This is a genomic window from Azospirillum sp. ST 5-10 (assembly GCF_051225715.1).
Taxonomy (GTDB): domain Bacteria; phylum Pseudomonadota; class Alphaproteobacteria; order Azospirillales; family Azospirillaceae; genus Azospirillum.
The window spans coordinates 1-20924 of record NZ_JBPJSP010000003.1; the positions used below are offsets into that span (position 1 = coordinate 1).

A 20924-nucleotide genomic window follows, 5' to 3' on the forward strand; every position below is an offset into this window, starting at 1 on the left:
GAACGCGGCGACCCTCTCCCGGCCTTCAGGCCAACCATCCTATCAGGAGGTCGCCCGATGAGTGGAAGTCATACAAGCGTGCCCGCCGCCGCGGGCGCGCCGTTGGAAAGGAGTGGACCATGGGTACTCTCGGCAGGACGCTGGCGTCGGTCTGCGCGGCGCTCGGCGTGATGGCCGCCGCCACCGGCGCCACGGCGGCGCAGGAGACCTACACCCTGCGCTTCAACCACGTGCTCGGCCCCAAGGAGCCGTTCCACCAGGGCTTCCTGGAGTGGGCCAAGCGGGTGGAGGAGCGCACCAAGGGCGGCCTCAAGATGGAGGTCTTCCACAGCGCCCAGCTCGGGATCGAGGAGGACATCATCGAGCAGATGCGCCAGGGCGCCAACGTCGGCCAGAACACCGACGCCGCCCGGCTCGGCCTCTACGTCCCCGGCATCGCCGTGGTCAACGGTCCCTACTTCGTCGAATCGGCGGCCGACGTCGCCCGCCTCGCCGAGGCGCCGACCATGATCAAGTGGCAGGAGGAGCTGGCGCAGAAGCACGGGCTGAAGGTGGTCTGCTTCGACTGGGTGCAGGGTTTCCGCCACTTCTTCACCAACGAGCCGGTGCGCACGCCCGCCGACCTCGGCGGCCTGCGCATCCGCACGCCGCCGGCGCCGATCTGGCAGGAGTCGATCCGCGCGCTCGGCGCCGCCCCGGTGGCGATGGCCTTCGGCGACATGTACCCGGCCCTGCAGCAGCGCGCCATCGACGGGGTTGAGCTGGTCTACAACAACATCCCCGGCGGCCGCTTCTACGAGGTGCTGCGATACGCCAACGAGACCGCGCACATCCTGCTGGTGAACTTCGAGGTGGTCAGCGCCGCCTTCTTCGCCAAGCTGCCGGCCGACCACCAGACGGCCCTGGTGGAGGAGTGCCGGGCGGCCGGCGTGCGGACCACCAGGAACCTGGAGGAGCTGGAGGCCAAGGCCAAGGCCCTGCTGGTCGAGCGCGGCATGACGGTGGTCGCGGACATCGACCGCGCCGCCTTCCGCAAGGCCGGCGAGAAGGCCTACCAGGCGCTGAACCTGACCGACGCCAAGGACGCGGTGCAGCGCGAGATGGGGAGGTGACGGGGGTTCGACGCGACACCCCGGCCGCCGAAGGAGAAGACCATGTACCGACAGCTGTGCCGGGCCGAGGCGGTGGTCGCCGGCAGCTTCCTCGTGCTGATGGTGATGCTGATCTTCCTCGGCGGGGTGGCGCGCCTCATGCACCATCCCCTCAACTGGACGATGGACGTCGCCACCTGCCTGTTCGCCTGGGCCTGCTTCCTGTGCGCCGACGTCGCCTGGCGGCGCGACGGGCTGATGGCCATCGACTTGGTGACCGAACGCGTGTCGCCCGCGGCACGGCGGCGGATCGCCTGCGTCAACCATGCGCTCATCGCCCTGTTCCTGGTCTTCCTGATCGGCACCGGGCTGTGGCTGTCCTACGTCAGCCGGGCCCGCAGCTTCCAGGGCATCCCCGGCGTCAGCTATTCCTGGGTGACCATGAGCCTGCCGGTCGGCGCGTCGCTGCTGCTGGCGACCACGGTGCTGAAGCTGCGGCGGCTGCTGCAGGGCGCGGCGCGATGCTGATCGTCGCCCTCGCCTTCGTCGTGCTGGTGCTGATGGGCATGCCGGTGGCCTTCGCCATCGGCCTGTCCGGCGCCCTGTTCTTCCTGCAGCACCCGGAGCTGCCCTTCACCATCCCGGTCCAGGTGACCGTCTCGCAGACGCAGAACTTCGCGCTGCTGGCGATCCCGCTGTTCATCATGGCCGGCAACTTCATGAACAAGTCGGGAATCACCGAGCGGCTGCTGACGCTCGCCTCGGTGCTCACCGGGCGGTGGAAGGGCGGGCTGGCGCAGGTGTCGCTGGTGCTCTCGGCGCTGATGGGCGGCGTGTCGGGCTCGGCCATCGCCGACGCCGCCATGCAGGCGCGCATGCTGGGCGGCGGCATGGTCGAGCGGGGCATGAGCCGCGGCTTCAGCGCCGGCGTGCTGGCCTTCGGCTCGGTGCTGACGCCGATCATCCCGCCGGGGATCGGCATGATCCTCTACGGCTCGATCGGCCAGGTCTCGATCGGCCGGCTGTTCGCCGCCGGCTTCGTCCCGGCGCTCCTGCTGTGGGCGGCGCTGGCGCTGACGGTGACGCTCACCGCGCGCGCCCGCGGCTACCGGCCGGAGCGGACCGGGCCGCTGCCCCGCGGCGCCGGCCGGGAGGCGCTGCGCGGCGGCATCTGGGCCCTGCTGTTCCCGGTGTTCCTGCTGCTGGGGCTGCGCATGGGGGTCTTCACGCCCTCGGAGATCGGCGCCTTCGCGGTGGTCTACGCCGTCTTCATCGGCGTCGCCGTCCACCGCAAGCTGAAGGCCGCCAGCGCCCTCGACGCCCTGGAGGGCAGCCTGGCCGACGTCGGCGCGGTGATGTTCCTGATCGCTCTGTCCGCCATCTTCTCCTACGGCATCGTGCTGGAGCGGGTGCCGGAGGTGGTGGCGGGCGCCATCCTCGGCATCACCGACGACCTGTCGGGGGTGATGGTGCTGATCGCCGTGTTCTCGCTGATCGCCGGCTTCGTCATCGACGGGACGGTGCTGGTCATCATGCTGACGCCGATCTTCCTGCCGCTGGTGCGCGACCTCGGCGGCGACCCCGTGCATTTCGGCGCCGTCTTCATCGTCGCCGCCACCATCGGCAACTTCACCCCGCCGGTGGGGGCGGCGATGTACGCGGTCTGCTCGATCCTGCGCTGCCCGCTCGGCGCCTACACCCGGGAATCCATCCCCTTCTTCCTCGCCGTGTCGGGCGTCACCCTGCTGCTGGTCTTCCTGCCGCAGGCCGTGCTGTTCGTGCCGGACCTGCTGTTCGGGCGGTTCTGAGGCCGGCTACAGCGCCACCTCGTTGACGGCCAGCACGGCCGACAGCAGCGCCACCACCACGCCGGCGACGACGCCGCCCAGCACCAGGGTGACCGCCGGGGTGATCAGCGCCACCAGGCGGTCCATGGTGCGCCCGCTCTCCTCCTCCAGGAGGTCGGCGGCGCGCAGCAGCATGGCCGGCAGCCGCCCCGTCTCCTCGCCGACCCGCACCAGCTCGCCGGCCAGCCGCGGCCAGCCGGGGGTCGCCAGCAGCCGCTCGCCGAGGCGGCCGCCGCCGCGCAGGTGCTCCGCCGCCGCGGCGACCGCGGCGGCGAGGTGGCGGTTGGCGACGGCGGTCGCCGCCAGCTCCAAGGCCGGCAGCAGCGCCACGCCGTTGCCCAGCAGGGTGCCGAGGGTGCGGGCGAAGCGCGCCGCCTCGATCCGCCCGATGAGGCCGCCGACCAGCGGCAGGCGCAGCGCCCAGCCGTCGAGCGCCGCCGCCGTGGCGGGCGCGCGGCGCGCCCGGGCGATCCCCAGCGCCGCCAGCGCCAGCGCCGCCAGGGCCGGCAGCGCCCCCGCCTCGACGGCGGCGGAGAGGTCGAGCAGCAGGCGGGTCGCCGGCGGCAGGGCGCGGCCGGTGTCGGCGAACAGCGGTTCGAAGGACGGCACGACGACGGTCAGCAGCAGCACCACCGAGCCGATGGCGGCGGCGGCCAGGATGGTCGGGTAGATCAGCGCCGAACGCACCCGCTCGCGCAGGGCGTGGGCGCGTTCCAGCGCGCGCGCCAGATTGCCCATGACGGCGGCCAGCGCACCGCTGGCCTCGCCGGCGCGGACCAGCGCCACCTGGTCCGCCGGGAAGGCGCCGCTGTCGGCCAGCGCCGCCGACAGCGGCCGGCCGCCGCGCAGGGCCGCCAGCACGCCGGCGACCAGCGCCTTCTCGCGGGCGTCGGCGCTGAGGCCGGCGACCAGGGCCAGCGCCTCCTCCAGCGGCAGCTCGGCGTCCAGCAGGGTCGCCAGCTCGCGCACCAGGGCCAGGTGCCGGGCCGGCTTGAGCGGCCGCCGCGGCGGCCCCGGCCGGGCCGGCGCCGCCGGCGCGGCCCCGGCTTCCACCGTCAGCGGCACCAGCCCCTGCTCCTGCAGCCAGCGGACCACCGCGTCGCGGCCCGCGGCCGCCCGCTCGCCGTGGCGCAGCTCGCCGTCGCGGGTCGCCGCGGTGTAGCGGAACAGGGTGTCGCCGGCCGCCATCACGCCTCCTGGGTCACCCGCCACACCTCCTCGGGCGCCGTCACGCCGGCCACTGCCTTGCGCACGCCGTCGGCGAACAGGGTGCGCATGCCGCCGGCCACCGCCAGCCGGTGCAGCTCGACCGCGTCGGCGCGGGCCAGCACGGCACGGCGCAGCGGCTCGTCCATCTCCAGCACCTCGTAGACCCCGGTCCGCCCGGCATAGCCGGTGTGGCCGCAGGCCGGGCAGCCGCCCGGCCGCCACAGGGTGGTGCCCGCCGGCAGCCCGAGGCGCGCCGCCAGCTCGTCCGGCGCGTCGTAGGGCTGGCGGCAGTCGCGGCACAGCACCCGCACCAGGCGCTGCGCCACCACCGCCGCCAGGGCCGAGACCACGAGGTAGTCGGCCAGGCCGATGTCGAGCAGCCGGCTGATGCTGGCCGCCGCCCCGTTGGTGTGCAGGGTCGACAGCACGAGGTGGCCGGTCAGCGCCGCCTGGGTGGCGACCTGGGCGGTCTCCAGGTCGCGGATCTCGCCGACCATCATCACGTCCGGGTCGTGGCGCAGGAAGGAGCGCAGGACGCCGGCGAAGTCGAGCCCGATCTCCGGCTTCACCTGGATCTGGTTGATGCCGTCGAGCTGGTATTCGACCGGGTCCTCCACGGTGAGGACCTTGCGTTGCGGCGTGTTGAGGCGGGCCAGCGCGGCGTAGAGGGTGGTGGTCTTGCCGCTGCCAGTGGGGCCGGTCACCAGGACGATGCCGTTGGGCCGGTCGAGCTGGCACAGGAAGCGCTCCAGCGGCGGGCCGGCGTCGAAGCCGAGGGAGGCGAAGTCGAGCCGCACGGCGCTCCAGTCGAGGATGCGCAGCACCACGCTCTCGCCGTGCAGGGTCGGCGCGGTGGCGACGCGGAAGTCGACCTCCTTGCCGCGCACCACCAGCTTCAGCCGCCCGTCCTGGGGCAGCCGCCGCTCGGCGATGTCGAGGCGGGCCATGATCTTGATGCGCGAGACGATGGCCGCGGCCAGCCGGCGCGGCGGCCCCTCCTGCTCGTGCAGCACGCCGTCGACGCGGTAGCGCACGGCGAGGCGCGTCTCGAACGGCTCGATGTGGATGTCGGAGGCGCGCTGGTCGACGGCGCGGGCGATGAGCTGGCCGACCAGCCGCACCACCGGCGCTTCCGACGCGATGTCGCGCAGGCGCGCGACGTCGTCGGGCCCCTCCCCCTCCACCTCCACGGCGTCGACGGCCGGGCGCTCGCCGTCGCCGCGATGCAGGCGCTGCAGCGCCGCCTCCAGGTCGGCGGGCACGGCGACCACCGGCAGCACCGGCCGCCCCGCCGCCATCTCCACCGCCGCCCGCGCGAAGCCGTCGAGGGGATCGGCCATGGCGAGCCGCAGTCCCTCCGCCGTGTCCTCCAGCGCCAGCACCTGGCGGTCGCGCTGGAAGCGCGGCGGCAGCCGGTCGCCGGCGACCGGCCCGTCGGGATAGTCGTCGGCGCCGGCGACGGCCAGCCCGAGCACGGCGGCCAGCGCCTCGGCCATCGTCCGCTCCGGCACCAGGCCGAGGCGGGTGAGCGCCCGGTCGAGCCGCTCGCCGGCTTCCGCCTCCACCCGGCGGGCGCGCTGCAGGGACTCGGCGTCCACCAGGCCGCGCCCCAGCAGCCAAGCGGCGAGCGCCGCCGGGTCGAACGGCGTCACCATGGCGCCGCCCCCGGGCCGGGCAGCAGCGGCCCATGCAGCCACACCACCCAGATGGCGAGGGCCAGCGCCGGCCCGAACGGCAGCCGCGCCTCGCCGCGGCGCAGGCCGAGCGCCAGCGCCGCGGCGAGGCCGGCCAGCGCCGCCAGCAGCACCACCGCCGGCAGCCCCGGCCAGCCCACCCAGGCGCCGCCGGCGCCGAGCAGGGCGGCGTCGCCCCAGCCCAGGCCGTCGCGCCCGCGCAGCCGCCGGTAGGCCAGGATCACCACGGCGAAGGCCCCCCACCCGAGCAGCGCACCGAGCAGCGCCTCCCCCGGCACGCCGCCGGCGAGCCAGCCGTTGACGGCGAGGCCGCCGATGCCCAGCGGCACGGTCAGCCGGTCCGGCAGCCATTCCGTCCAGGCGTCGACCGCCGCCAGGGCCAGCAAGGTCCAGCCGAGCCCGAGGGTCGGCCACAGCAGCCAGCCCGGCACGACGGCGAGGGCCCACAGGGCCAGCGCCGCCGCGGCCAGCTCGACGACCGCCAGAGCGGGTGGAATGGCGGCGCCGCAGCCGGCGCAGCGGCCGCGCTGCCACAGCCAGGACAGCACCGGCACCAGCTCCGCCGGGCCGAGCGTGCGGCCGCAGGCGCGGCAGCGCGAGCGCCCCCACGCCACCGGCTCGCCGCGCGGCAGACGGTCGGCGACCAAGCCGACGAAGCTGCCGACGAAGGGCGACGCCAGCAGCGCGAACAGCGGCTGGGCGAGCGTCACCATGTCGGACGAGGTCATGTCGGGCAGGCTCATGCGCCGTCCTCCCAGGCGTGCAGCCACACCGGATCGGCGAGCATGCCGGTGAGGCGGACGGTGGCCCGCCGCCGCGCCTCCGGCCCGCCCGGCGGCGCGGCGCGCGCCTCCACCTCCAGCGCGTCGCCGACCGAGGCGGCGAACAGGTCCGGCGGCGCGCCGAGGTCGCCGAGCGCCGCGTCGCGGGGCAGCGGACGCCGCGCCGCCAGCGCCGCCGCCGCCGCCGGGTCGACGCCCGGCAGGGCGAACAGCAGCGGCAGCGGGGCGAGGCGCGGGTCGATGCCGGGGCGGCGCGACTGCAGGGTGGCGAAGGGCAGCGCCCGGGCGTAGAGGGCATCGTCGACACCGAGCACCAGGCGCAGCTCGACCAGCGCCTCGAAACGGCGGTTGGCCGGCGGCGGCCGGCCGGCCGCCTGGTAGTCGAAGGCTTCCGCCCCGGCCGGATGCGGCGTGTCGTCGCCGTCGCGCCAGTCGATCACCGCGTCGGCGAGCCGCGCCGCCCGTTCGGGCGCCGCGCCGGCGGCCCGGAACAGGGCGGCCAGCAGGGGCGGCGGCGCGGCGTTGAGGTCGACGAGCCCGCCCGCCTCGGTCACCGTCACCGTCACCGCCGTGCCGTCGATGGCCACGGCGAACGGCGCCCCGTCGCGGCGCAGGCCGGCGCCGGGCGCCGTCAGCGCCGCCAGCGCGTAGCGCACGCCGCCGTCGGCCAGCGCCTGGGCGGCGGTGCGGGCCGCGGTGTTGCGGGCGATCCGCGCCTCGGTGCGCGCCGTCGCGCCCAGAGCCACCGCCAGCAGCGCCAGCAGGGCGACGCCCCACAGGACGGCCAGGAGGGCGAAGCCGCGGCGCCGCCCGAGCCTCACGGCAGCACCGCCGGGCGCAGGAACGGCCGCTCGGAGAGGCGCCGGCGCAGTTCGTCGGTGACGGCGCGGGCGTCGCGGGTGGTGCGGACGATGCGCGGCGTGATCAGCACCAGCAGCTCGGTGCGGTCGATGACGTCGCCGCGCACGCCGAACAGGGCGCCCACCACCGGCAGCTCCGAGAGCACCGGCACCCCGCTGTTGTCGCGGCCGCGGTTCTGGCGGACCAGCCCGCCCAGCGCCACCGTCTCGCCGTTGCCGACGGCGACCGAGCTCTCCACCCTCCGGCGCTGGAAGGTCGGGGAATCGATGTTGGAGGTGGTGGTCTGCACGACGTCGCTCACCTCCTGCCAGACGTCGATCAGCACGATGCCGCTGGCGGTGATGCGCGGGGTGACGGCGAGGATGACGCCGGTGTCCTTGAGCTGGATCTGGTTGATGATCGGCGAGTCGGAATCGGTGACGCTCTGCGACTGCTGGGTGACGATGGGCACCTGCTCGCCGACCTGCAGGCGCGCCGTCTGGTTGTCGAGCACCATGACGGTCGGCGTCGACAGCACGTTGACATCGGTGATCGCCTTCAGCGCGTCGATCACCACGGTGGCGTCGCCGCCGGTGAACAGGTAGGAGAACCCCGGCGCGCCCGGGGCGACGGCACCGGTGAGGCTGTTGCTGAAGCGCACCCCGTGGTTGCCGCTCTCGATGAAGTACTGCACGCCGAAGCGGAGCTGGTCGTTGAGGCGGACCTCGGCGATGGTCGCCTCGATCTGCACCTGGGCCGGCACCACGTCGAGCTTGCGCAGGGTCTGCTCGATCTGCGCGAACACGGCGGGGCGGGCGAGGATCAGCAGCGCGTTGGAGGCGGTGTCGGCGACGATGCGCACGCCGCTCGAGGCCCGTCCGCGCTCCGCCGGGCCGGTGGCGAGGCGCTGCTCCGCCGCCGCCCCGGCGAGCGCGTCCGGCCGGGCGGCGGCGTCGCCGGCGGCCGGCGGCGTCGTGGCGCTGGCGCCGCCCATGGCGGGAACCGCCGCGGCGGCGGCATCGGCCGCGAACGCGTCCGCCGCTCCGCCCGCGAACGCGGCCGAACGCAGGCCGCCATCGTTCCCCGCGCCGCTCCCGGCGCCGTTTCCGGCACCACCCCCGCCGCCGGGCGCGGAGCCGTCGTCGGGCTGGGTGCGCTCGCGGCCGACCCGGTCGACCGCGTGCTCGGGATAGAGCTTGGCCAGCACCTCGGCGAGGTAGGCGGCGCGCCCGCTCTCCACCTTGTAGACGTGGAGCTGGGCGTCGTTGCCGTCGACCGGGCGGTCCAGCCGCGCGATCCATTCCCCGGCCCGGCGCACGGTGTCGGTCTGGCGCGCCACCGTCAGCACCGCCCCCAGCCGCTCCAGCGGGATGAAGCGCACGTCCTTGAGCGCCTCGCGCGGGTTGGCGTGGAACAGCAGGTCGAGCTCGTCGACGACCTCGGTCGGCACGGCGCGCTGCAGGCGGAACAGCCCGACCGACTGGCCGCTCATGCCGTCGACGTCGAACAGGGCGACCGCGTCGAGCAGGCTGGCGATCTCGCCGCCGCTGCCGGTGACGATCAGCGTGTTGGAGGCGGGCTCGGCCCGCACCACGGTGCCGGGGGCGGCCATGCCCTCCAGCGCCTTCTGGATGCCGGCGGCGCTGGCGTGGCGCAGCGGCACGATCTGGGTGCGCCAGCCGGCCCCGCGGCCACGCCCGGCCTCGGCGGCGGCGAGGCCGAGACCGGCCGCCTCGGCCGGCACCGCCTGAATCACCGCGCCCCGGCGCACGAGGGCGACCCCGTTGAGCCGCAGCACGTCCTCCAGGGTCGCCAGCACGGCGTCGCGCGGCAGCGGCGCCGCGGTCTGCAGGGTGATGCGGCCCTGCACCGCGGGATCGACGGCGTAGCCGAGGCCGAGGGTCGCCCCCAGCACCGAGGCGACCACCGACGGGATCTCGGCGTCGACGAAGTTGAGGCTGATCCCGTCGGGATCGCTGACGACTCCCGGCGCCGAGGCACCGGCGCCCGGTGCCCGGCGGTCGGTCGCGGGAACGATCAGCGCCGCCGGCCGCGGCGGCACCGCCACCGCCGTGCCGGCGGGGCCGAGGGAGGGCGGCGGCGCCGGCCCCGCCGGCGCCAGGTCGTCGACGGTGGCGGCCGCGCCGGGGTGCGCCGAGCGGTCGGCGCAGGCGGTCAGGGCGAGGAGCGCGGCGGTGAGGGCGACGAGGGACAGGCGGAGCATGGCGACCGGACAATGACTGGGCGGCGTCCCTTTTAGGGACGAAGTGTTACAGCTCGACGGGTGACGTGGCCTATTGCCGGCCTCAATCCCGCCGCTCGTCGGGGTCGGCGGCAGCGTCGCCGTAGTGCACGGCGCGCGGCCGGCCGTCGGTGGGCGGCGGGCGCACCGCCGTGGCGGTGCCGCCCGGGGTCGGGGTGCGCGCCGCACCGGGACGGCCGCCACCATCGGGACGGGCCGTCAGCTCCAGCTCCCGCCGCGCCCCGCCGTGGTCGAGGACGACGCGGTCGACGCCGACCTCCAGCACCCTCCAGCCCTCGCCGCCCTCGCCGGGGGCGGCGGTGACGGTGCGGCCGTCGTCGCTCCGCAGCACCGCCGCGGTGCGGCCGCCGACTCCGACGATGCCGACCAGGCGCAGGCCGACCGCCGCCGTCGCCGCCGCGGCGGGGGGAGCCGGCCGTCGCTCGGGCACGAACAAGGGCCGCTCGACCACCGCGGCGAAGGCGGCCAGCGGCGGCGGCGCGAAGCCGGACGCCGGCTCGACGGCGGGCGCTGCCGGCACGGCCGCGGCCGGCGCCTCCCCGCCCTCCGCCGGCCCGTCGCGGAGCAGAAGCGCCAGCGCCGCCGCCAGCAGCAGCGACAGGACGGCGAAGGCCGCGTCGGCGCGGGTCATGACGCCCTCCGGTAGCCGGCGACGCGCAGGCGGACGGTGACCACGGGCTGGCCGTCGGCGGCCAGCCGGGTCGCGGTGGTGGAGGGGTTGACGAGTTCGAGCTCCTCGACGAACAGCCGCGGGCGCCCGGTCTCGATCGCGTGGAGCAGGCGCTGCACCGCCTGCAGCGACCCGGTGGCGCCGACCGCCAGGACCACCCGGCCGCCCAGCGCCGCGTCCCCGGCGGTGGCGGTGGCGGCCACCGGGGTCACCGTCGTCACCGTGACGCCGACCTGCGCCGCCAGCCGCCCGACCAGGCCGTGCAGGGCCGCCGCGGCCAGGGAGTCGCCGGCGCCCGCGAGGTGGGGATCGCCGGTCTCCGGCCGGGCGGCGGCGGCTTCCAGCGCCCCGGTCAGGGCGGGAATGCCGGCGGCGATGCGCTCCAGCCGGCGCAGCCGGTCGCGGCGCTCCTCCAGGCCGGCCGCCTGGCGCGCCAGCAGCGCCCGGTAGGGTTCGACCGCAACCGCCCAGCCGGTGAGCAGCAGCAGAGCCGTCACCAGCAGCGCCGCGACGCGCGGCGGCAGGCGCCCGAAGGGGCGCCCGGCCGGCTGCACCTCGGCCGCGCCGCTCACCGCGCACCCCCGCCCGTCAGGGCGGCGGCGATGCGGAAGCGCTCACGCCGGCGGACCGGGTCCTGGACCACGGCGGTCTCGAAGCGCACCCCCTCCAGCAGCGGCGAGGCGTCGAGCAGGGCGATCAGCTCGGCGGCGGCGGGGGCGTAGCCGGTGAGGTGCGCCTCGCCCGCGGCCAGCCGCAGCTCGTCGAGCCACACCCCGTCCGGCAGCCGGGCCGACAGCTCGGCCACCACCGCCAGCGCCAGCGGCGCCGCCGCCTTGCGGGCGTCGAGATCCGAGGCGGCGCCGCGGCGGCGCTCCAGCTCCTCCTGCAGGCGCAGGGCCAGCGCCGCCCGTTCGCCCAGCGCATCGATCCGCGCGTCCAGCCGGCCGGCACGCCAGACGTTGAGCAGCGGCGGGACGGCCAGCACCGCCAGCGCCAGGCCGCCGGCCAGCAGCGGCAGCAGGCGCGAGCCGCGGCGGCGGGGCGGACGGTCGGCCGGGTCGGACAGGTCGGCGATCCCGTCGGGCGCCTCCACGCTCAGCCGCTCCACCGCCAGGCCGCGCCCGGACACGGCGGCGACGGCGCGCGCCGCCATGGCGCGCGGCACCACGACCAGCGCCACCCGGATCTGCCGGCCGGCGCGGCCGGCGACGCGGGCGTGGACGTGCACGTCGGCGGCGCGGAACGGCGTCTCGCGGTCCATCTCGAAGGCCAGCACCTCGCGCAGGTTCGCCTCGGCCGCCGCCGGCAGCGTCACCGTCTTGGCGAGCGCCCAGGCCGCCGGCAGCCGCAGCTCGACGGCGCGCCCTGCCGGCGGCAGGTCCGCCGGCAGGGCGCCGTCGGCGGCCAGCGCCACCAGCGGCATGCTGCGCCCGCCGGCGACGCCGGCCAGCAACGCCGCCATCTCCGCCAGCCACCAGCGCGCCGCGGCGGCGACCGGCCGGGCGATCCGGACGAAGGTGGGAAACCGGGCGGCGAGGTCGGCCATGGCTCACTCCAGCAGGGAATCGACGGTCACGGCGGGCGCCGCCACCAGGTCGGGCCAGGGGCGGCCGTCGGCAAGCCGCAGCGACAGGCGCACCAGCCCGGGCAGGAAGCCCGCCTCCAGCCAGTCGTCGCGCCAGCGCGCCGGAGCGACGCGGGTGTCGCCGCCGTAGTAGGCGAAGGCCAGGTCGGAGACCCCCTCCAGCAGGGTGGCCGAGGCCGCCGGCTGGTCGCCGCCGAGCGGCTGCCAGGCGAGGCGCAGGGTGGCGTCGTCGCCGCGGAACAGGGTCACGTCGGCCAGACCCGGCACCCCCAGGCGCGCCGGCAGGACGGTGACGAGGCGCAGCCGCTCGCGCCCGCCCTCGAAGAGGATCGCCGGCTCGCCGCGGCGGCGCGACAGGGGATAGGCGCGCTCGATCCGTTCGCGCAGCAGGGCCTGCACGGCGGCCGGCGCCTCGACGGCGTCGGCGCGGCGCTCCCCCGCGCGCCAGGCGGCGAGGCCGAAATGGAGGCCGCCGGCCAGCACGGCCATGAGCAGCCCCAGCACGGTGGCGGCGATCAGCAGTTCCAGCAGGGTGAAGCCGGCCGCCGTCCTCATCGCGGCCGGCCCAGCACGACGGTGGCGAGACGCGCCAGCGGCGCCCCGTCCGGCGCGCCGACGGTGACCGTCGCCTGCAGCGGCCGCAGGACCAGCGGCGCGTCGGCGGCGACGCCGGGGATCGCCAGCGGGACGAGCGTGGCACGCCAGGCGAGGTCCGGGCCGGCCGTCCCGTCGAGCGTCGCGGGTCCCGGTCCCGCCTCGGCGACGAGCCGCGCCAGCACCGACCGGGCCACCAGCTCCGCGGTGCGGGCGTCGGCCGCCGCCGCGCCCAGGCGCAGGGCGCCGCCGAACTGCGGCAGCACGGCGGCGGTGGCCAGCGCCAGCACCGCCAGCGCCACCACCACCTCGATCAGGGTGAAGCCGCCCGCCGCCGGGCGCTCAGCGCTCATGGCGGACCGCCCCGGTCAGCCAGTCGACGGACACCCCGTGACCGCCGGGCTGCACCACGAACCGGGCGGCGGTGGCGCCGCCCTCGGGATAGAAGGTCACGGCCGGCGCACCGTCCGTCACCGCCACCGACACGCCGGGTGCCAGCCGCTGCGGCGGCCGGCCGGGCACGGCGAAGCGGCCGGAGGCGGGGTCCAGCACGAAGGTGGCGGGGCGGTCGGCAGCCAGGGCCGCCGCCCGCGTGGCGCGCAGGGCGGTGGTCAGGTCGCGCGCGGCGACGGCGGCGGCCGCCGCCGGACGGTCGGCGACCGCCGGCACCAGGAGAGCCGTCAGCAATCCGAGGATCGCCAGCACCACCAGCAGCTCCAGCAAGGTGAAGCCGGCGGCGGCGTGCCTACCAGCTCGTCTCATCGCGGTCCTCGCCGTCCCCGCCGGGCTGCCCGTCCGCGCCCAGCGAGGCGAGGTCGTAGGGCCCGTGCTCGCCGGGGCTGCGGTAGTGGTACGGCCGGCCCCACGGATCGACCAGCGACTCCTTCGTCTTCAGATAGGGTCCGGCCCAGCGCGCCACCCCGGGCGGTGCGGCGACGAGCGCCTGCAGCCCCTCCTGGGTCGTCGGGTAGCGGCCGGTCTCGAAACGGTAGAGGTCGAGCGCGGTGCCCAGGTTCTGCACCTGCACCCGCGCCGTCTCGTGCCTGGCCGAGCCGAGATACTTCAGCACCTGGGGCGTCGCCACCACGGCCAGCAGGCCGAGGATGGCGAGGACGACCAGCAGCTCCAGCAACGTGAAGCCGGCGCGGGCGCGCCCCCGCGCGCCCGGCCGGTTCGCCCCGGGGAACGGATCAGAACCGGTAGCGCAGGCCAATCTTCACCTCGTGGGCGCGCACGTCGCCGTCGGCCGACTCCACCGTGCCGACCGTGGACGAGCCGCCGGTCTCGAATTCGCCGAGGTCGACGTAGCGGTAGCCGAGGTCGATGGTGGCGTTCTCCGTCATGGCGTAGGCGACGCCGGCCTGCAGCGACCAGGCGAAGTTCGTCTTGGTGTCGCCCTCCTCGCGGATGCGGCCGGCGCCGATGGCGTAGTCGATGTCGTCGACGGTGTTGAAGGCGACGCCGAGGCCGCCGCCGACGTAGGGGGTGAAGGCCGTGCCGGTGGGAACGTCGTAGTAGAGGTTGGCCATGATCGACCAGCTCGTGACGTCGGCGTCGGCGGACACCGACAGGCCGCCGAGGGTCTCGCTGGAGTCGATCGCGAAGCCGGGGCGGTAGCCCACCGTCACGTCGGTGCGCAGGTTGTAGGGAAGCTGGTAGCCGACGCCGGCCTCGAGGAGGAGCGATTCGCCGAGGTCGCCCGCGAACCCGGTGCCTTCGACGACCGAGCCGCCGACGTCGCGGCCGAACGAGGCGCCGACGTCGCCGCGCAGGTACAGGCCTTGCGCCGCCGCCCCGTCGGCCGTCGCGCACGTGACCCCGATCGCCGCGACAATCACCGCGGCCGGGCGTGAAAATGTCTTCATGTTCCTTCCCTTCATTGCTCAATCGTTCCGCCGGAATGGCACCGCTCGGCGGTCGTCCGCCCGTGGGGCAAAATCGCTGAGCTTTTAGGGGAAGAGAATTTCGATTTTATGACAGTCACATGAACGCTATTGATAAGTTCCATTCCTCAAGCAATTTCATATTGCTGTAATATTACTTACAAACCTCTCGGGCACATCTGAAACGATTCCAGCGCATCGCGGCCGCAACACGGGGCCGCGCAAGGGAGGTTGTTTGCATGAAGCCGTATGACATCGAAGCCAACGCGCGCGCCGATCTGGCGTCGCGCGGCATCTCCCCGGAGAACACGTTCGAGAACGTGCTGGAGCGCCACCTGGCGCGCCGGGCGATCCTGCGCGGCGGCGTGCTGGCCGCCGCCGCCGCCGCCGTTCCCGGCGTGCTGGTGGGCGGCGCCCGCGAGGCCAAGGCGGCGCCGGCGCCGCTGACGTTCCAGTCGCTCGCCCAGACGCAGGCCGACACCGTCACGGTGCCGCCGGGCTACGCCCCGCAGGTCGTCATCAAGTGGGGCGACGCCCTGTTCCCCAACGTCGGGCCGTTCGACATCTACAACCAGTCCGGCGCCGACCAGGCCAAGCGCTTCGGCTTCAACAACGACATGGTGGCGCTCTTCCCGCTGCCCTACGGCGCGCCGGCGAAGCTGGGCGGCCGCTTGCCGCACACCAGCTACCTCATGTGCGTGAACCACGAGTACGCGACGGGCGTGCTGCAGTTCCCCGACTATCCCATCCTGTCCAGCCGCGACAGCACGGTGACCAACGGCCTGCCGACCCGGAACCAGGTCGAGACCCAGATGGAGTCGCTCGGCTGCACGGTGGTGGAGATCAACCTGGTCGACGGCGCCTGGGTGCCGAACGTCAATTCCCCCTACAACCGCCGCGTCACCGCGACGACGCTGATGGACGTCACCGGCCCGGCCCGCGGCGACACGCTGCTGCAGACGCCGGCCGATCCGGCGGGCACGGTGATCAAGGGCACCTTCGCCAACTGCGCCGGCGGCCAGACGCCGTGGGGCACCTATCTCAGCTGCGAGGAGAATTTCGACGGATACTTCAACAACCTGGACCTGATGACGGACGCCACGCTGAAGGCGATCCACACCCGGCTCGGCAACGTCAACAGGCAGGCGACCGTCGCCAACGCCAGCGACTACACGCTGTTCTGGGACCTCTACGACCCGCGCTTCGACCTGTCGACCGACGCCGGCGCCAGGGAGCCGTTCCGCTTCGGCTGGGTGGTCGAGTTCGATCCCTACGACCCGTCGGCCCGCCCGAAGAAGCGCACCGCGCTCGGCCGCTGTAAGCACGAGGCGGCGCAGACGGTGCTGAACGCCGCCGACCGCGTCGCCGTCTACACCGGCGACGACGAGCGCTTCGAGTACGTCTACAAGTTCGTCTCCGACGGCACGGTCGACCGCGGCAACCGCGCCGCCAACGCCGCGCTGCTGGACGAAGGCACGCTGTACGTCGCCAGGTTCAACGACGACGGCACCGGCCAGTGGCTGCCGATGACGTACGAGGCGGTGAACGCGCTGGCCCCGGGGCAGTTCCGCAACCAGGCCGACGTGCTGATCAACGCCCGCGAGGCGGCCGACGTGCTCGGCGCCACGCCGATGGACCGCCCCGAGGACATCGAGGCGCCGCGCGACGGGAACTGGCGCGGTTCGGGCAAGGTCTACGTGGTGTGCACCAACAACACCCGGCGGACCGCCGCCCAGGTCGACGGCGCCAACCCGCGCGCCAGCAACGCCGCCGGCCACATCATCGAGCTGACCGAGGCCGGCAACGACCACGCCGCGACCAGCTTCGCCTGGTCGATCTTCCTGCTGGCCGGCGACCCGGCGGCGCCCGCCGGCTCCAACATCAACGTGTCGGTGGCCGGGGTGCCGACCTTCGAGGGCGACGCCTTCGGCTCGCCCGACAACATCGCCTTCGACAGCACCGGCAACCTGTTCATCGCCACCGACGGCACCGGCTCGGCGACGCCGGACTGCAACGACCAGGTCGTGGTGACGCCGACCACCGGCGGCTTCCCGCGCCAGGTGAAGCGCTTCCTGGTCGGCCCGGTGGAGGCCGAGATCTGCGGCCCGCTGGTGGCGCCGGACGACTCGACCTTCTTCTGCGCCATCCAGCACCCGGGCGAGGACGGCACCATCGTCGACCGCACGGCCGAGGCGGTGCGCACCAGCACCTGGCCGACCGGCGGCCACCCGGCGTCGGCGGTGGTGGCGGTCCGCCGCACCGACGGCGGTCGCATCGGGAGCTGAGGTGGCGTAGGCCGGTCGGACCGGCCCCCTCCCGGCCCTCCCCACATACGCGGGGGGGCCGGGAGGGGGGACCGACGCGGCCACCAACGCAGAACGGCGCGCCACCCGTTTCGAATGGCGCGCCGTTTCCGTTCGGACGGGTCAGACGATGGTGCTGATCGCCTTGGCGCCGCGCGGCACCTCGACCACGCGGTCGAGCGTCACCGTGTAGGCCTCCGAGAACACGGTGCTGACCATGTACCACTCGTTGCGGACCCGCTCGTGGGTGACGTCCAGCACCATCCAGCCGCGCTGGTGGGTGTTGGCGTAGACCATCTGGTCCAGGATCTGGCTGGCGTCGGCGATCAGCCCCGCCGCGGTGGCCGGCGCCACCACCGGAACCGTCTCCTCGTAGCCGGGCGAGCTCACCGCCGGCGTCGCCAGTTCGACGCCGACGTTGACGAACCCCGCGGCGGTGGGCGCGCGCAGGTTGACGCCCCAGGCGTTGTGGGTGTCGCCGGTCAGCACCACCGGGTTCTTCGAGGCGGCGAGGATGCGGTAGAGGGCGTCGCGCGCCGTCGGGTAGCCGATCCACCAGTCGGAGGTGTCGGGCAGCGGCAGGCCGGCGGCGCCGAGCTGGACGATGGTCTGGCTCTGGCCGGGGAAGAGCTGCTCCAGCAGCCCGGTCAACTCGGCGCGCTGGGCGTCGGTGAGGCGGGGCGAGCCGGCGATGTCGACCGCGGCCTCGTAGTGCACCAGCACCTGGTTGCCGAGGATCTGCCAGGTCTGCGGCGCGCCGGTCATCCGCTCGGCGACGTAGGCCTCCTGCTCCGCCCCCAGCAGGGTGCGGGTCTGGCCGTCGGCGAGCCGGTCGTAGGGGTAGCCGCCGCCCTGCAGGGCCGACGTCCAGTTGCCGATGTAGGGCTCCGCCGCGAGCTGCCGGTCGCGGGCGATCAGGCGGGTGTCGACCATCACCAGGCGGGCGAGGTCGCCGAAGTCGAAGGACCGCCAGATCTTCAGCAGGTTGCCGTCGGCCCGGTCGCGGATCGGCAGCCACTCGTGGTAGGCCTGCACGGCCGCCGCCACCCGGTCGGCCCAGGCGCCTTCGCCGGCCTCGGGGTCGTGGTTCTCGGCGCCGCTGTGCCAGGCGTCGTTGGCCACCTCGTGGTCGTCCCACACGACGATCCACGGATTCTTGCGGTGCACCTCCTGCAGGGCCGGGTCGCCGCGGTAGGTGGCGTAGCGCTGGCGGTAGTCGGCCAGCGTCGTGCACTCCTTCTGCGGCTGCACCGCAGCACCGCGCACCGGCCGGACCAGCCCCAGCATCTCCGCCGGCGTCGGGCCGTAGCCGCCGGGGCCGTACTCGTAGATGTAGTCGCCGAGATGGATGACCGCCGTGAGGTCGTCGCGCTTGGCCACCTCGGTGTAGACGTTGAAGTAGCCGCGCTCGTAGTTGGCGCAGGAAAACACGGCGAACCGGGCCTCGGCGGTGGCGCCCACCGGCAGGGTGCGGGTGACGCCGACCGGCGACAGCGCGTCGCGGAAGCCGAACTGGTAATAGTAGGTCTGCCCGGCGGCCAGCCCGGTGGCGTCGACCTTGACGGTGAAGTCGCGGCTGGCGCGCGCCTCGGCGAGGCCGGAACGGACGACGCTGCCCATGTCCGGCGTCGTGGAGACCTTCCACTCGACGCCGAGATCGACGCCGGAGTCGTTGAGGACGCGCGTCCACAGGATCACCGAGTCCGCCGTCGGATCGCCGCTGGCGACGCCGTGGCTGAAGCGGACGGTGCCGATGACCCGCGCGTCGGCGTCGCGCGGGCCGACGACGCCGGCCATGCCGACCGCGCCCGTGGCGAGCGCCGTGCGGATCACGGACCGACGGTCCATGCGGACCGGCTGTCCGGCGGCTGATGTCACGCTGTCAGGATCGTGCGCCATGATTCCCTTCCATACCCCCGTCTCCCGATGGGGCATGAACAGCACAACCCGTCGGGGAATGAAAATGAAGATTTCTTGAATAATGATCGACTCGTTTACTTATACCCCCAAGCGATGGCCCTGTCGTTTTCAACAAACCACAACGGCGCGATCAAAAAACTGTAACGGACTTGCCCTATGCCGGGGTCCGGTATCGTTTCAATCGCCGGTCGGCGCACCGGCCAGCATTCCAGGAGCCCGCCGCCGTGACGTTCGCCAGGATCGCCATCGCCGGTGCCGTTTCGGCCGCCGTCGTCGCCGCCATCGCCTCCGCCCAACCGGCGCTGGCCGCCGACTCCGGCGTCTACGTGCGCGCCCAGGTCGGCGGCGCGTTTCCCGCCGGCCTCGACGACGGCAACTGGCTGGACCCAGCGGACAGCCGCCTCGGCGGCGACCTCGACGACGGCTTCCTCGTCGGCGCCGGCGTCGGCTACGCCTTCGCCAACGGCCTGCGCGCCGACGTCACGCTGGACTACCGTCCGGGTCTCGACTACGAGGCCGACGCCGCCGACGCCTTCGGCAACAGCGGGACGGCGAGCGCGGACGCCTCGGTGCTGACCGGGCTCGTCAACCTCTACTACGAGGTGCCGGTGGCGTTCGCCGTGCGGCCCTACGTCGGCGTCGGCGTCGGCTTCGCCCGCAACCGGCTGGACACGGTCGACTACTCCCTGAACGGCGGGGCGCTCGCCCGCGAGTCCGGCGAGACCCAGACCTCCTTCGCCTGGGCGCTGATGGCCGGCGCCTCGTTCGACCTGACGACGGCGGTCACCCTCGACGTCGGCTACCGCTACCTCGACGCCGGCGAGCTGGAAAGCTCAGGCCGGTTCGAGAACGGCGCCACCGCCGCGGCGCTGTCGAGCGACCTGCACCTGCACGAGGCGATGGCGACCCTGCGCTACCGCTTCTGAGGCGGGCCGGCAAAGCCGGTGCGCCGGCGTGCCGGACGCGCTACTGTTCGGCTCCGCCACGGGCCGCAGGGCGCACAGCGATGGACAGCACCGGATCGGGCGTCGCCGGACGCGCGCCCCGTCTCACCGAACAGGTCGCCGCCGAGCTGGAGCGGCGGATCGCCGGCGGCCTGCTGGCGGCCGGGACGCCCCTCTCCGAGGTGGGGCTGGCGGCGACGTTCGGGGTCAGCCGGGCGCCCGTGCGCACGGCGCTGCAGCGGTTGGAACGCGACGGGCTGGTGACGCGGGCGGCGAACCGGCGCAGCTATGTGGTGGCGCCCTCGGCGGGACGCCCGCGGGCGTCCCGCCCGCCGGTCCCGGCGGGCCCGGGCAAGCTGACGGCGGCGGCGAGCTGGGAGGGCATCTACAAGGAGGTGGCCCGCCAGGCGGCGGCGCGCGCCGCCTTCGGCCGCTGGCGCCTGACCGAGACCGAGCTGGCGGCCCACCACGGCGTCAGCCGCACCGTGGCGCGCGAGGTGCTGGCGCGCCTGGAGCACGTCGGCATCCTGCGCAAGGACGAGCGCTCCCGCTGGTACCTGCCGGCGCTGACGCCGGCGCGGGTCGGCGAACTCTACGAGATGCGCCGGCTGCTCGAGCCGGTCGCCCTGCGCCAGGCGGCGGCCCGCGCGCCCAGCACCCTGCTGGCCCGCATGCGCGCCGACCTGGAGGCCGCCAGCGACCACCCCGAGCGCGTGCCGCCGGCGGAACTGGACCGGCTGGAGCAGCAGATGCACGTGGAGCTGCTGTCCTTCGCCGACAACGCGACGCTTCTGGAGACCCTGCAGCACTACCACGCGCTGCTGATCACCAACGCGGTGCTCTACGAGGCCACCAGCAACGCCTTCGTCTCCGACCCCTTCGTCGCCGAGCACCTGGCGATCGTCCGCGCCCTCGACGCCGGCCGCGCCGACGAGGCCGCCGGACACCTGGAGGAGCATCTGCGCATCGCCGGCGGCCGCGCGCTGCGCCGCCTCGACCGCATGGTCGAACGCGGGGTGCTGGAACCCCTGCCCTACCTGACCCGGCTGCCCGGCGACTGAGGGCAAGCGACGGATGAGCCGAAACGCCGGGGGCCCCACACGCTCCACGGCTTCGCCGCGGGTCTCCTCCTTCGCTCCACCTCCGGCGCGCGCGCATCCACCGCCGGGTGACAAGACCGCCCCTCCCTCGCCTCCAGCGGGGGCGGGGGTCGTGGCATCGTGCGGTGAAAGAAGTGTGCAGCCCGCCGCCCGCTCCCCAGGGGAGGGGTAGGTCGGGGCAGAGCGTGTCGGCCCGTCC

At 74.7% G+C, this 20924-nt stretch carries 20 protein-coding genes; 6 read left to right on the plus strand and 14 right to left on the minus strand.

The window, feature by feature from the left end; translation table 11 throughout:
• The first annotated feature begins 119 nt into the window (after window positions 1–119).
• From ACSBPG_RS04325 to ACSBPG_RS04335, 3 genes are read left to right on the plus strand one after another with little or no spacing between them, the layout of a single operon-like run.
• On the plus strand, window positions 120–1112 hold the full coding sequence (locus ACSBPG_RS04325) for a C4-dicarboxylate TRAP transporter substrate-binding protein (RefSeq protein ID WP_435535883.1): 993 nt from the start codon (window positions 120–122) through the stop codon (window positions 1110–1112).
• A 42-nt stretch (window positions 1113–1154) separates the two neighbouring features.
• The gene (locus ACSBPG_RS04330) at window positions 1155–1619 is read left to right on the plus strand and encodes a TRAP transporter small permease (protein ID WP_435535884.1); all 465 of its coding nucleotides are present in this window, start codon (window positions 1155–1157) and stop codon (window positions 1617–1619) included.
• Entirely contained in the window at window positions 1613–2899 is a 1287-nt protein-coding gene (locus tag ACSBPG_RS04335) for a TRAP transporter large permease (RefSeq protein WP_435535885.1), read from the plus strand. The genes ACSBPG_RS04330 and ACSBPG_RS04335 overlap by 7 nt, the downstream gene beginning before the upstream one ends.
• A 6-nt stretch (window positions 2900–2905) precedes the next feature.
• Here the strand turns inward: ACSBPG_RS04335 and ACSBPG_RS04340 are convergent, their stop codons facing one another.
• From ACSBPG_RS04340 to ACSBPG_RS04400, 13 genes are all read right to left on the minus strand, one after another.
• Window positions 2906–4126: a type II secretion system F family protein gene (locus tag ACSBPG_RS04340; protein WP_435535886.1), complete on the minus strand. Its 1221-nt coding sequence runs from the start codon at window positions 4124–4126 to the stop codon at window positions 2906–2908.
• Entirely contained in the window at window positions 4126–5802 is a 1677-nt protein-coding gene (locus tag ACSBPG_RS04345; RefSeq protein WP_435535887.1) for a GspE/PulE family protein, read from the minus strand. Before ACSBPG_RS04345 ends, ACSBPG_RS04340 begins: the two co-directional genes overlap by 1 nt.
• The gene (locus ACSBPG_RS04350) at window positions 5796–6584 is read right to left on the minus strand and encodes a prepilin peptidase (protein ID WP_435535888.1); all 789 of its coding nucleotides are present in this window, start codon (window positions 6582–6584) and stop codon (window positions 5796–5798) included. Before ACSBPG_RS04350 ends, ACSBPG_RS04345 begins: the two co-directional genes overlap by 7 nt.
• The gene (locus ACSBPG_RS04355; RefSeq protein WP_435535889.1) at window positions 6581–7444 is read right to left on the minus strand and encodes a hypothetical protein; all 864 of its coding nucleotides are present in this window, start codon (window positions 7442–7444) and stop codon (window positions 6581–6583) included. The genes ACSBPG_RS04350 and ACSBPG_RS04355 overlap by 4 nt, the downstream gene beginning before the upstream one ends.
• Entirely contained in the window at window positions 7441–9687 is a 2247-nt protein-coding gene (gene gspD / locus ACSBPG_RS04360; RefSeq protein ID WP_435535890.1) for a type II secretion system secretin GspD, read from the minus strand. The genes ACSBPG_RS04355 and gspD overlap by 4 nt, the downstream gene beginning before the upstream one ends.
• An 82-nt stretch (window positions 9688–9769) precedes the next feature.
• Entirely contained in the window at window positions 9770–10357 is a 588-nt protein-coding gene (locus ACSBPG_RS04365) for a hypothetical protein (RefSeq protein WP_435535891.1), read from the minus strand.
• Window positions 10354–10968, minus strand: a complete 615-nt coding sequence (gene gspM / locus ACSBPG_RS04370) for a type II secretion system protein GspM (RefSeq protein ID WP_435535892.1) — start codon at window positions 10966–10968, stop codon at window positions 10354–10356. Before gspM ends, ACSBPG_RS04365 begins: the two co-directional genes overlap by 4 nt.
• Entirely contained in the window at window positions 10965–11942 is a 978-nt protein-coding gene (locus ACSBPG_RS04375; protein WP_435535893.1) for a PilN domain-containing protein, read from the minus strand. Before ACSBPG_RS04375 ends, gspM begins: the two co-directional genes overlap by 4 nt.
• A 3-nt stretch (window positions 11943–11945) precedes the next feature.
• Complete coding sequence (locus ACSBPG_RS04380; RefSeq protein ID WP_435535894.1) at window positions 11946–12536, minus strand: prepilin-type N-terminal cleavage/methylation domain-containing protein; 591 nt, start codon at window positions 12534–12536, stop codon at window positions 11946–11948.
• The gene (locus ACSBPG_RS04385; protein WP_435535895.1) at window positions 12533–12928 is read right to left on the minus strand and encodes a prepilin-type N-terminal cleavage/methylation domain-containing protein; all 396 of its coding nucleotides are present in this window, start codon (window positions 12926–12928) and stop codon (window positions 12533–12535) included. Before ACSBPG_RS04385 ends, ACSBPG_RS04380 begins: the two co-directional genes overlap by 4 nt.
• Complete coding sequence (locus tag ACSBPG_RS04390; RefSeq protein ID WP_435535896.1) at window positions 12918–13337, minus strand: type II secretion system protein; 420 nt, start codon at window positions 13335–13337, stop codon at window positions 12918–12920. The genes ACSBPG_RS04385 and ACSBPG_RS04390 overlap by 11 nt, the downstream gene beginning before the upstream one ends.
• A complete protein-coding gene (gspG, locus tag ACSBPG_RS04395; RefSeq protein ID WP_435535897.1) occupies window positions 13321–13788 on the minus strand; it encodes a type II secretion system major pseudopilin GspG in 468 nt (155 codons plus the stop codon). The genes ACSBPG_RS04390 and gspG overlap by 17 nt, the downstream gene beginning before the upstream one ends.
• On the minus strand, window positions 13766–14440 hold the full coding sequence (locus ACSBPG_RS04400; protein WP_435535898.1) for an outer membrane protein: 675 nt from the start codon (window positions 14438–14440) through the stop codon (window positions 13766–13768). The genes gspG and ACSBPG_RS04400 overlap by 23 nt, the downstream gene beginning before the upstream one ends.
• A 257-nt stretch (window positions 14441–14697) precedes the next feature.
• Here ACSBPG_RS04400 and ACSBPG_RS04405 point away from each other — a divergent pair, with 257 nt between their 5' ends.
• The gene (locus ACSBPG_RS04405; RefSeq protein ID WP_435535899.1) at window positions 14698–16743 is read left to right on the plus strand and encodes a PhoX family protein; all 2046 of its coding nucleotides are present in this window, start codon (window positions 14698–14700) and stop codon (window positions 16741–16743) included.
• A gap of 141 nt (window positions 16744–16884) precedes the next feature.
• On the opposite strand, the gene ACSBPG_RS04410 is transcribed toward ACSBPG_RS04405, so the two are convergent.
• Window positions 16885–18609 (minus strand): alkaline phosphatase D family protein, encoded by a 1725-nt coding sequence (locus ACSBPG_RS04410; protein ID WP_435535900.1) that lies wholly within the window; start codon window positions 18607–18609, stop codon window positions 16885–16887.
• Between the two features lie 296 nt (window positions 18610–18905).
• On the opposite strand from ACSBPG_RS04410, the gene ACSBPG_RS04415 reads away from it, so the two are divergent.
• Complete coding sequence (locus tag ACSBPG_RS04415) at window positions 18906–19607, plus strand: outer membrane protein (protein ID WP_435535901.1); 702 nt, start codon at window positions 18906–18908, stop codon at window positions 19605–19607.
• Window positions 19608–19687: 80 nt separating this feature from the next.
• The gene (locus ACSBPG_RS04420; protein WP_435535902.1) at window positions 19688–20686 is read left to right on the plus strand and encodes a GntR family transcriptional regulator; all 999 of its coding nucleotides are present in this window, start codon (window positions 19688–19690) and stop codon (window positions 20684–20686) included.
• The last annotated feature ends 238 nt before the right edge of the window (window positions 20687–20924 follow it).

Bases quoted from the DNA above. Each gene is read 5' to 3' on its own strand.
- ACSBPG_RS04325 (WP_435535883.1), top strand. From the start codon at position 120: ATGGGTACTCTCGGCAGGACGCTGGCGTCGGTCTGCGCGGCGCTCGGC.
- ACSBPG_RS04330 (WP_435535884.1), top strand. From the start codon at position 1,155: ATGTACCGACAGCTGTGCCGGGCCGAGGCGGTGGTCGCCGGCAGCTTC.
- ACSBPG_RS04335 (WP_435535885.1), top strand. From the start codon at position 1,613: ATGCTGATCGTCGCCCTCGCCTTCGTCGTGCTGGTGCTGATGGGCATG.
- ACSBPG_RS04340 (WP_435535886.1), bottom strand. From the start codon at position 4,126: ATGGCGGCCGGCGACACCCTGTTCCGCTACACCGCGGCGACCCGCGAC.
- ACSBPG_RS04345 (WP_435535887.1), bottom strand. From the start codon at position 5,802: ATGGTGACGCCGTTCGACCCGGCGGCGCTCGCCGCTTGGCTGCTGGGG.
- ACSBPG_RS04350 (WP_435535888.1), bottom strand. From the start codon at position 6,584: ATGAGCCTGCCCGACATGACCTCGTCCGACATGGTGACGCTCGCCCAG.
- gspD (WP_435535890.1), bottom strand. From the start codon at position 9,687: ATGCTCCGCCTGTCCCTCGTCGCCCTCACCGCCGCGCTCCTCGCCCTG.
- ACSBPG_RS04365 (WP_435535891.1), bottom strand. From the start codon at position 10,357: ATGACCCGCGCCGACGCGGCCTTCGCCGTCCTGTCGCTGCTGCTGGCG.
- ACSBPG_RS04375 (WP_435535893.1), bottom strand. From the start codon at position 11,942: ATGGCCGACCTCGCCGCCCGGTTTCCCACCTTCGTCCGGATCGCCCGG.
- ACSBPG_RS04380 (WP_435535894.1), bottom strand. From the start codon at position 12,536: ATGAGGACGGCGGCCGGCTTCACCCTGCTGGAACTGCTGATCGCCGCC.
- ACSBPG_RS04385 (WP_435535895.1), bottom strand. From the start codon at position 12,928: ATGAGCGCTGAGCGCCCGGCGGCGGGCGGCTTCACCCTGATCGAGGTG.
- ACSBPG_RS04390 (WP_435535896.1), bottom strand. From the start codon at position 13,337: ATGAGACGAGCTGGTAGGCACGCCGCCGCCGGCTTCACCTTGCTGGAG.
- ACSBPG_RS04400 (WP_435535898.1), bottom strand. From the start codon at position 14,440: ATGAAGACATTTTCACGCCCGGCCGCGGTGATTGTCGCGGCGATCGGG.
- ACSBPG_RS04405 (WP_435535899.1), top strand. From the start codon at position 14,698: ATGAAGCCGTATGACATCGAAGCCAACGCGCGCGCCGATCTGGCGTCG.
- ACSBPG_RS04410 (WP_435535900.1), bottom strand. From the start codon at position 18,609: ATGGACCGTCGGTCCGTGATCCGCACGGCGCTCGCCACGGGCGCGGTC.
- ACSBPG_RS04420 (WP_435535902.1), top strand. From the start codon at position 19,688: ATGGACAGCACCGGATCGGGCGTCGCCGGACGCGCGCCCCGTCTCACC.